Origin of the sequence: Buttiauxella sp. 3AFRM03 (genome assembly GCF_003675305.1) — a bacterium.
GTDB lineage: Bacteria > Pseudomonadota > Gammaproteobacteria > Enterobacterales > Enterobacteriaceae > Buttiauxella > Buttiauxella ferragutiae.
In genome coordinates, this window is sequence record NZ_CP033076.1 from 1,470,443 (window position 1) to 1,480,584 (window position 10,142).

At 46.2% G+C, this 10,142-nt stretch carries 4 protein-coding genes and 8 pseudogenes; 5 read left to right on the forward strand and 7 right to left on the reverse strand.

Going from position 1 to position 10,142, the window contains the following annotated elements; translation table 11 throughout:
- Positions 1–62: 62 nt before the first annotated feature.
- Positions 63–581 (forward strand): annotated as a pseudogene (locus D8682_RS08460) (IS21 family transposase); the annotation flags it as partial.
- Here D8682_RS08460 and D8682_RS08465 read toward each other — a convergent pair.
- The 3 genes and pseudogenes from D8682_RS08465 to D8682_RS08470 all read right to left on the reverse strand — a co-directional run.
- A pseudogene (locus D8682_RS08465) lies at positions 558–829 on the reverse strand (IS1-like element transposase); the annotation flags it as partial. The pseudogenes D8682_RS08460 and D8682_RS08465 sit on opposite strands and share 24 nt — an antisense overlap.
- 37 nt (positions 830–866) lie before the next feature.
- Positions 867–986 (reverse strand): annotated as a pseudogene (locus D8682_RS27125) (hypothetical protein); the annotation flags it as partial.
- 50 nt (positions 987–1,036) lie between these two features.
- On the reverse strand, positions 1,037–1,528 hold the full coding sequence (locus D8682_RS08470) for a hypothetical protein (protein ID WP_162303000.1): 492 nt from the start codon (positions 1,526–1,528) through the stop codon (positions 1,037–1,039).
- Positions 1,529–2,066: 538 nt separating this feature from the next.
- On the opposite strand from D8682_RS08470, the pseudogene D8682_RS08475 reads away from it, so the two are divergent.
- Positions 2,067–3,102, forward strand: a pseudogene (locus D8682_RS08475) (IS110 family transposase).
- Positions 3,103–3,341: 239 nt separating this feature from the next.
- Here the strand turns inward: D8682_RS08475 and D8682_RS08480 are convergent.
- Positions 3,342–4,514, reverse strand: a pseudogene (locus D8682_RS08480) (IS3 family transposase).
- Between the two features lie 148 nt (positions 4,515–4,662).
- Between D8682_RS08480 and D8682_RS08485 the strand changes: the two are divergent.
- Complete coding sequence (locus D8682_RS08485; protein ID WP_121814040.1) at positions 4,663–4,986, forward strand: DUF805 domain-containing protein; 324 nt, start codon at positions 4,663–4,665, stop codon at positions 4,984–4,986.
- A gap of 98 nt (positions 4,987–5,084) precedes the next feature.
- Here D8682_RS08485 and D8682_RS08490 read toward each other — a convergent pair.
- Positions 5,085–6,259 (reverse strand): IS3 family transposase gene (locus tag D8682_RS08490; RefSeq protein WP_121814041.1). Its coding sequence is split into 2 segments (ribosomal slippage): positions 5,085–6,001 and positions 6,001–6,259, totalling 1,176 coding nucleotides; the frame shifts between segments, so codons are not numbered across the junction.
- A gap of 147 nt (positions 6,260–6,406) precedes the next feature.
- Here D8682_RS08490 and D8682_RS08495 point away from each other — a divergent pair.
- Positions 6,407–6,564 (forward strand): annotated as a pseudogene (locus tag D8682_RS08495) (transposase); the annotation flags it as partial.
- A gap of 85 nt (positions 6,565–6,649) precedes the next feature.
- Here D8682_RS08495 and D8682_RS08500 read toward each other — a convergent pair.
- Positions 6,650–7,722: pseudogene (locus D8682_RS08500) on the reverse strand (IS3 family transposase).
- 110 nt (positions 7,723–7,832) lie between these two features.
- On the opposite strand from D8682_RS08500, the pseudogene D8682_RS08505 reads away from it, so the two are divergent.
- Positions 7,833–8,380 (forward strand): annotated as a pseudogene (locus D8682_RS08505) (transposase); the annotation flags it as partial.
- 3 nt (positions 8,381–8,383) lie between these two features.
- Here the strand turns inward: D8682_RS08505 and D8682_RS26730 are convergent.
- Positions 8,384–8,848: a hypothetical protein gene (locus D8682_RS26730; RefSeq protein ID WP_162303001.1), complete on the reverse strand. Its 465-nt coding sequence runs from the start codon at positions 8,846–8,848 to the stop codon at positions 8,384–8,386.
- Between the last annotated feature and the right edge of the window lie 1,294 nt (positions 8,849–10,142).

The window sequence follows — 10,142 nt, forward strand, 5'->3', positions numbered from 1 at the left end:
TTTGACTATGAGGTGATGATATCACCTCTATTCAGGTGGCCAAATTCAGTGTGCCACTACAATCGACTGTCTTTGAAGTCATATCCCGCTTTAAAGCTTCATCCCTTGCATGGCCGTTACCTGAATCCGTGACGCCTGATGCTCTCGAAAAACTTATCTTCCCACCAAAAGAGGCTTCTCATGCCGGTAGTGAGATCCCTGACTGGCTTTAGCCCGCATGTCACACGACAACTGCTGTGGATGGAGTACAAATCTCAGTTCGGTAAAAAAGCGCTGGGTTATTCGCAGTTCTGTCGCAGTTATCGGGATTGGAAGAAAACACGACGTCTCTCAATGCGCCAGGAGCATCGGGCCGGTGAAAAGCTCTTCATCGACTTCTGTGGCCCGACAGTTCCCGTCGTCAATCCGGATACCGGGGAAGTTAGTCGGGTTGCCATCTTCGTGGCTGTGATGGGCGCATCCAACTACACCTATGCAGAAGCTTGCGAAGGCCAGGACATGATGTCCTGGCTGAACGCCAACAGCCGCTGCCTGACTTTCCTGGGGGCGTCCCAAAACGGCTTATACCTGACAATCTCAAGCACGACCGCATTGATGCTGATATGTAATGCCCGTGCAGTATAACGAAGACCCGAATTGTTCATCGCCAAATCAACGATTTGAGCTTTCATTCCGGGCTGGCAGGCCCGATAGGTATAGTCGGGGTTTGAGGTGGAAGGTGCGTCTACATGCCTGACACCGGTAGCGCTGATTATGACCTTTGCCTAACCGTGTTTTTCACGGGGTCTGTCTGTTCGCAAAACGGACACCTTACGTCAACTTTAGCCATCATATCTCCACAGGGAAAAGCGAAGATTTTACACCATGATCAACGCATTGAATACTTGCCCCCCTAGCGAGGTCAAAGGATTACAGAAAGAATAGTAACGAGCGATAAGGTCAAGAGCCTGAGCAATATGCATAAAAAAACCGGAGATGAACAACATATCCGGTTTTTCACGCAGCCACTGGATCGGCATTACCCATCTTAGAGATGTTACTTCGCTTTCTTAGGTTCTTTTTTCACATCAACCGTATCAGATTTTAGTGTCATCTGTGGCAGCTCATTGAACACTACTTTTTTATTTTTTAGCTGAGCCGCGATATCTGTGGTGATATCTCCTTCAGCAGCCACAGCCAGAGCAGATTGCATCGGGAGGATAGCTGCCACGTCTCCACTTTTCATCCAGTTTTCTGCACTCTCTTTTACTGCCTTCAGCACCAGTTGGTTTGCAGTCTGCTGTTCAGCCCTCCACTGCATATTCAGCATTTGCGCATCGGCAGCCATAGCTTGCTGGCGTTTGTCTTTTGAAAGTGTGTTGTAGTTGGCTTTGGCTTTTTCGGCACCCAACAGCAGGCTTTCATGTACAGCTTTCAGATGACTGGTTTTCTGCTCTGCAAGGCCTGATTCCTTCAGCACGCGATCAATATCCACAAAACGTATTTTGGGCTTATTAGCAGGTGAGTCATTACAGCCGCTGATCAGCATGCTACCGAGCAGGACAGCCATTAATGGTAGTACAGTACGTTTATTCATTGTAGGCTCACTTAAATTTGATGGGCGGACCACTCACAAGAATGACTGTGATCCACTAATAACCTGTGATGATTATAGTCTTCACTACTGGGTGCGGTAATCACAGGTTTTACAACGGATGTGATGTTGCCATGGTGATAATCCAGCTTACCCCGAACTTTCCCCACCTGGCGCATCAACATAGAAATGCGCAGTTTCTTCACAGCGACCATTAAAAATGCGTAAGGAATTAGGTTCATTTATGAGATGCCATTTGATAATACAGGTGCTGAATAGTACAGAGCGGAAATAATGTGTCTTAGTCTTATTGTGCTGCGATAGTCCCAGTACATTCGCAACGGCGGACTATTGCAGGTGAGGTGCATTGGTACTAACGCCCTAATGGCAAAAAGCTGATTGCGAGCCCTGTGTAGTGATGTGATGGACGCCCCTTCCTAAGGTAGTCAGTGCCATACTTTTACTGACTGCATTGATCCGGGAGTAACATCATATGAACACGATCAGAGTTGTTGGTATCGATATTGCCAAATCTGTTTTTCAGGTATGTGTCTGGATGATTGATGGTTCCGTTGCCTGGAACAGAAAAATATCGCGTCAGAAATTGTTGAATACGCTTCGCCAGTTTGAACCGGGTACGTTAATCGCGATGGAAGCCTGTTCAACCTCTCATTACTGAGGCCGAACCCTCAGCGCTATGGGATTCAGCGTAAGGCTTATCCCTGCCCAGCACGTGAAAGCATTTGCCAAAAGTCAGAAGAACGATGCAAACGATGCGCTGGCAATTTGTGAAACAGCATGCCGCCCGGGCATCCACTTTGTTCCGGTCAAAACCACGGAGCAGCAGGATATCAAAGCGCTGCGCAATACCCGTCAACTTATGGTTGAGCAGAGAACCGCGCTGGCTAACCAGATTCGTTCTCTGCTCGCTGAATATGGGCTTATTATTCCTGTCGGGATCCAGTGTCTTCAGCAACACCTGCCTGAACTTATTGAAGACGCATCCAATGACTTAACTTTCACGCTTCTCCGTTTACTTTCTTCATTGCGGGACGATATGCAGGCCCTGAATGAACGAGTCACCTGTCTGGATAAAGAAATTGCGGCATTGTCTTCACAACAGACAGCCTATCGTCATTTATTAACGATCCCGGGTGTCGGCCAGCTTATCGCTGCAGCTTTTATCAGTGAAGTGGATGCAGTGCAGTTCTCCAGCGGCAGAGAATTATCCGCCTGGTGCGGTCTGGTCCCCCGGCAGCACAGTTCGGGAGGAAAACAGAGACTGTCCTCTTTGACAAAAAATGGCAATCGCAGCCTGAGAACACTGGTCATCCATGACGCACGATCAGTGATGCGATGCGTGAAAAAAACGTGACGACAGCCTGGGCCATCGGCTGAAAAGGCTGGAGGCCCGGCGAGTTTTTTTGAAAACCACCGTAGCTTTAGCGAATAAACTGACCCGAATCATCTGGCGCATACTGACTGATAACGTTGATTTTAATATGAACAAGGCTTTTGCAGTGAATTAACTTAATGCAGCGTTAAAGAAAACATGTCTCTCTGAGTTTGCAGGCACTGATGAGAAAACGGCTACCGTCCCTGTAACAGCCTGAAGTTGACCCGGGTAATCAAATACCAGTGTAGTGATTAGGAAACAGGGCTCGGATAACATCATGGCGCGGGTTATTAAACCTACGAACGACGCCGGATATATGGTCACAAACCGTATCGAACCAGTACTTGCATCACCCGGGGCGTCCATATATGGTCAAGTAATATTGGCCACGGTTTTACCGTAAAAATGGTATATGTTCTCTGACGCTATTGTAGTAGTTCAATATGTAACCATTAATTTGCTGCCGGGCCTCGTCCTTGCCTGCGTAGCCATCTGTCGGCACCCATTCTGTTTTCAGACTGCGGAAGAAACGTTCCATAGGGCTATTATCCCAGCAATTTCCCCGCCGACTGACGCTTTGATTTATTCTATAACGCCAGAGAAGTTGTTGATATTTAAGGCCGGTATACTGGCTTCCTTGATCGATATGGAACATGACCTCCCGAGATTGGCCACGCATCTCATAGGCCATCCGCAGGGCACTAGTTACCAACGCTGTATCGGCATTCGCTGACAGACTCCAACCGATAATTCTGCGGGCAAAAAGATCCATGACGACCGCCAGATAGCACCAGCGATTTCCTGCCCAGATATACGTAATATCTCCACACCATACCCGGTCTGGCTCCGGTACCGCGAACTGACGCTCGAGCAAATTCGGCAGGCATGTATACGCCTGACGGGCATTTTTGTATTGATGTTTTCCGGGCTGACAACTGCTCAGGTTCAGATATTTCATCAGACGCCCGGCACGGTAACGGCTCATCGGGATGCCGTTTTGGGTCAGCATTTCAGCCAGAGTGCGTGCACCTGCAGAGCCCCGGCTCTGGTTCCATGCCTGGCGTATTTCGCTGTACAACCTGACTCGCGCCGGATTGACAGTATCGCGTCGTTTTCGCCAGTACCGGTAACTGCTACGGTGTATTCCCAGAGCAGAGCAAAGGCTGACAACCGTGTGGCTGTCACTCAATCTGGCAACTATCGTGAACCGTTCAGTGAGTCGGACATCAAGAGCGCGGTAGCCTTTTTTAATATCGTATTCTGTTCCTCCAGGCGGCGAACCTGCTTTTCCAGCTCGCGGATACGTTGCTGCTCTGCAGTAATGGGGGTTGCTGAGGGCGTAATACCCTGACGCTCTCGCCTGAGCTGACATACCCAGCTCTCAAGCGTGGTAGAACCGACATTCATCGCTTCACTGGCTTGTCGATATGAGTAGCCCTTATCAACAATCAGTTGTGCACATTCCAGCCTGAACTCAGGGGTGAAAGTACGCTTAGTTTGCTTGTTCATTAAGTCACCTGTTTTATGTTGAGGTGAGAATATCACCTCTATTCAGGTGGCCAAATTCACTATGCCATATATGGACGCCCCGCATTTAAAGAACATTTTTATTCAAAAATAAACAACATTAAATGAGAGGGGTTATGTGTATATATAATATATTACATTTTTTATTTTATATGTAGACAGGTAAATGAATATTTTCATTGGAACAGTTAAAAAATATTGCTTATTTTCAGGGCGAGCATCCCGGAAAGAATTTTGGATTTTCTTCTTGGTGTATTTTCTGGGTGGGGTGATATTATCTACGATTGACTTTTTTTTGGCATGGAATGGTTTACTTCGAACAATATGGGAAGTTTCTTTGTTCTTACCATTTCTTGGTGTTGCAATCCGACGTTTGCACGATATAAATCGTAAGGGATGGTGGGTTCTTGTTCCATTTTACAATCTGTATCTTTTTTCCCTCGATGGAGAACAAGAAGAAAATAGTTTTGGCTCAATTCCGGTATTGTAATTGTTCGTATATCAATTCTTATTAGTGTTTGAGTTCGTTTTTTTATTGTCTGCTTTAAACCACCTCCTCGGGAGGTGGTGATTGTCCCTGTGTAGTGGTCAACAAAAACTGGCCACGGCTTTAGAGTTTTTCCAGAACAATCGTTCTGATTCATTCGGCGTCAGACCTCCATTATATTGATGAGGTCTGAGCTGGCTGTAATATCCCATGATGTAATTCGTTATCGCTGTGCTGGCTTCGCTAAAATTAGCGTACCCATTATCCGGAACCCACTCTGTTTTCAGGCTTCTGAAGAACCGTTCCATTGGACTATTATCCCAGCAATTTCCCCGGCGACTCAGGCTTTGCTTTATCTGATATCTCCACAGTAACTGTCTGAAATTCCTGCTGGTATAGTGACTTCCTTGATCCGAGTGATACAGTAAATTAGCCGGTTTTCCCCGTGCTTCCCTGGCCATCGACAGGGCTTTACCTGTCAGTGCTGAATCAGGGAAAAATGACATCGCCCAGCCAACCGGTTTACGGGAAAACAAATCGAGTACAACAGCCAGATAAGCCCAGCGTTTTCCCGTCCAGATATAAGTCACATCACCGCACCAGGCCTGATTAGGCTCGGTAACAGCAAACTGGCGATCCAGATAATTAGGGATCTCAATGTGTTCCTTAGACGCCATCTTATAACGATGGCCAGGTTGCTGACAGCTGATAATATTGAGTGCTTTCATCAGCTTTGTTGCCCGCCAGCGGCTCAGCTTTATACCTTTGGTGGTGACCATCGCGGCAATGCTTCGCGCTCCTGCTGAGCCGTTACTTTCGCGATAAACTTCGCGCACAAGGCTCAGTAATGCCACTCTCGTGGCGTCAGGCTTCCTGGGCTGCCGCCAGTATTTATAACTGCTGCGATGAACCCCAAACACGTTGCACACAACGGCAACAGGAAACCGCGCCCTGAGTTTCTCAACTAATGAGAATTGTTCAGGGAGTCTGACATCAAGAGCGCGGTAGCCTTTTTTAATATATTCCTTTCCATTTCAACGCGTTGAAGTCTTTTCTTCAACTCACGTATCTCAATCTGCTCAGGTGTCATGGGTGAAGCTATGGGTGATTTTCCCGCTCGCTCTTCTTTCAGTTGTCGAACCCATTTGTCCATCGTGGATTTGCCGACATTCATCGCAGTGGCAGCGACGGCAACGGTGTAGTGCTGATCGAGTACAAGCTGGGCAGCTTCGAGGCGAAACTCGGGGCTAAAATTGCGTCTGTTACGTCCGGTCATAATGTCACCTGTTTTGACTATGAGGTGATGATATCACCTCTATTCAGGTGGCCAAATTCAGTGTGCCACTACACTGTGAGGCTATAGCCCATGCCAGAAAATTCCAGCTCTTACTCACCACAAGTAAGAAGGAAATCACTGACATGAGTGAGCAGCTATAGAAGTTCAGCACATGTATTCTGGCGTTGCAAATATCACTTGGTGTGGACGCCCAAGTATCGCTGCAAGATTTTAACAGGGACGTAGGTAAAGAGCTTTATCGCCCAGTTTATATACTCTACAATATGAAAGACTGCGAGGTACTGGTGTAAGTATCCCTCTAATCCGTGCCATTCACTTTTAGAGATCTCCCGACATATGACCCTGGCCCAAAATCAGTTCAGCACAAAACTAGAGATCTTCGTCTTTCCTGAGACTCGGGATAAATTCAGCCGGAGTCAGGTTATTTAATGATAAATGTGTTCTTTCATGATTATATTCCATTCGCCAGCATTCCAGTTTTTCCCGCGCATCGTCCAGAGACAGGAACCAGTGGATGTTCAGACATTCGTCGCGCAGGCTGCCGTTAAATGATTCAATAAACGGGTTATCTGTCGGTTTTCTGGGGCGAGAGAAGTCTATTGTCACCCCATGTTCATACGCCCATTTATGCAGACTTTTCGAGATAAATTCGCGGCCATTATCCGTCTGAATACGCACTAGCAGACGTTTACCCAGTACCCTGAGCTGACCACATCCTCACCTTTCAGAGACTTTCCGGCATGGATCGCAAGGCATTCCCGACTAAAATTATCCGCTACAGTCAGTGCCCGGAATCGCCTACAGTTAAACAGACTATCCGACACAAAATCCATACTCCAGCACTGATCGATATAGGTCAGTACCGAACGCTGCTGACGATGTGCTGCGGGGACGTTTCCTGCGCAGGTTCAGACCTTCCAGGCAGTAAATCCGGTGTGTTTTCTTGTGGTTAACCCGCTAGCCTTCCCGTCGCAGGTGGATATGAATGCGTGGACAGCCGTAACGTATCCGGGTTTCCGCAATTTCCCTGATGCGCAGGGTTATCGCCCGATCATCACGCCGACTCTGCCAGTGGTAAACGGTTCTGCTCTGCATCAACAATCCACATCCCCGCCGGACGCTGATACGGTAAGCCTCCCGCAAAAAACACACCTCCTGGCGCTTCTGAGTCGGCCTCAGAACTTTTGCTTCAGAACCTCCTGCAGCATCTCCTTATCCAGGCTCAGATCAGCGACCAGTTTCTTGAGCCGCGGATTTTCATCTTCCAGTTGCCGCAGACGCCGTAATTCAGTCACGCCCAGACCGGTAAATTTCTTCTTCCAGTTGTAAAAAGTGGCCTCAGAAATCCCCATTTTTCTGCAGACTTCCCCGACGCGGGTGCTGGTTTCTGCCTGTTTCAGCGCAAAAGCGATCTGTTCCTCGGTATAGCGAGCCTTTTTCATGGCGATGTGCCTCTCTGTGAGATGAAAGAAAGACCGGATACTTCAGTTTAGACTGGCACTGTTTTCAGGGAGGAGATCACATACTGAATATGTCCTTTGAGGAGATCACCATGCGCAAAGCCCGATTTACTGAGCACCAGATCATCACCGTACTGAAGTCCGTCGAAGCAGGCCGGACCGTCAAAGATGTCTGCCGCGAAGCGGGAATATCTGCGGCTTCGTACTATAACTGGAAAGCAAAGTACGGCGGGGTGGAAGCCTCTGATATCAAAAAGATGAAAGATCTTGAGGACGAAAATCGTCGTCTCAAACAGATGTTTGCCGATCTCAGCCTAGAATGTCGGGCCTTAAAAGATGTTATCGAAAAAAAGCTTTAAAACCAGCGATAAAGCGGGAGCTCGTCAGCTATCTGACGACACAATTTTCCATGAGCATCCGGCAGGCGTGCAGGACTGTGTATTTTTACCAGCCTGATCTCCGGCGCGATGAACCGGTGATCCAGGCGCTGACTGAACTGGCAGAACGCTATCCGCGATACGGTTTTAAGAAGCTGTTTCAGGTTATTCGCTGGCAGGGCAATGCCTGGAATCATAAGCGTGTACACCGGATTTACTGCCTGTTGAAACTGAATTTTCGTCGTAAGGGGAAACAACGTCTCAAATTAATTCTGAAGGGCACGGAAAAATTCTTTCTCAGTTAACACCCTCCCATCAATTGAAGTCTCACCTTCTCTGCATATAATCCATCCGTCATTCTCTCGATGTGGTACTTCCATAAAAATTGTAAACGATTTCAGAGAGGGGGGGTTGTAGGTGAAATGGATGACTCCTTTAGCGCCTCCTGCGATAAAAATATATTTAGGAACTATTTTTGCTATCCTTCCTGCATATTCAAAGGTAATGGAGGGGAGGGGGTAACTATTTATAAATGGCAGGTTAATAGTTAGGTATGTATCAGAAGTTGTAATACATATGTCAGTATCACTGGTCCAATTTTCTATCAATCGAGTTAATTCATGCATTTTATGTTGAAAAATTGAAAGAGTGGATTCCATCATCGTTTCAAACTCCATACGCCTCACTTTATTTTTGTCAATATTACTCTTCGATCGAGATATTTCTGCCATAGCCAGATTCTCCAAAAATTATAGTCTAGGATATTCATGGGAAATTGCCATCAAACAATTTTGTTCATGGTGGGTGTTACATTAATGTAATAAATGGGTGTTGGGTTATTTTATTTATTAGACTGCGACTTATAATCACAACATGCATTTGAAATTATATAACAAGTGATATTTTCGTAAAATATAAAAATATGTCAATAATTTTTCGAATGTTTTTTTGAGCCAGGACTCTTTTCGTCTGATCTATAGAGTTTTTTGGTTGGCTAACCTTGACGTTTTTCGACCTCAAAAGCCCTCTAGTGGCAAACTATAAAACTTCGATCTTTACTTGGGAATTAGTTTCTTACTCTTCCTGGATACTGAATAACATCGTTCACCCATTCTTTTTATTACCAAGTGAAGGGGCATTTGAGTTTATCGACTGGGACAGCCACATCTCTTGCCGAGTTAGCCACCAGTGTGCAGAGAAACATTATCGTTTAACCTCCGAGCTAGATCTCGTTTCCTCCATTCAGCTTTTAGAGTAAGAGATTCATTCATGGCTGCCCGTAACTAAGGGCTGCAGAATGTCTCCACACCAAGTGCGTATTGCAGGCCGGTCAAGCAGGCTTGCTCGCTTTTATCCAACAAAATTTGGGGCATTAGCTCTGTCACCATTCGCCACTTCATAAACATATTCGGAGACAGGAACACAGCCCATCGGATATCAGGGCGAATTTTTATACACATAGCCTGGCTAACATCATGTCCTGCAGAGCTTCTTCTGTATCTCCAATCCACATCATCATTGCCCGTTTGTATCAGAGAACACAGGGTGGCACTATCGCAGTGCCTTATCGGCAACCAGTACTGGAAGTGTCGATTCGACAACCATCATTTGTAGGCCACGCAGTGATACCGGATCTGCACTCATAAGTATTACACGTTGCTTTAAAGCTCTCACTATTGACTCCATGTGAAATAAATAAAAGATAAAATCAGAATGATATACATAGACATGAAGGACAGTAATATTAGTTGCAGAAAGAGTCTAACCATTATGTATTCCTGATGCTTATTTATTTTAAATAACATGGTTGTATGTATATGTTACGTAACATTTAGATTGCAACCAATAAATACAATTAACACATCGTTAGGTTATCGGAAAACAATTTGTGACGTATGTCTTTTACAAAGCTTAAATAACTGACCTGACTAATAGTCAGGTCAAGTGGTTACGATAGTGCTGAAATAGGACTCCGGACCAAAAACCTGAGCAGTTCACGTAAAAAGCCCGGAAATGCAGGTCATT

Excerpts from the sequence above, each read along its gene's own strand:
- D8682_RS08470 (WP_162303000.1), bottom strand. The coding sequence starts at position 1,528 with ATGCTGATCAGCGGCTGTAATGACTCACCTGCTAATAAGCCCAAAATA.
- D8682_RS08485 (WP_121814040.1), top strand. The coding sequence starts at position 4,663 with ATGAATATTTTCATTGGAACAGTTAAAAAATATTGCTTATTTTCAGGG.
- D8682_RS26730 (WP_162303001.1), bottom strand. The coding sequence starts at position 8,848 with ATGGCAGAAATATCTCGATCGAAGAGTAATATTGACAAAAATAAAGTG.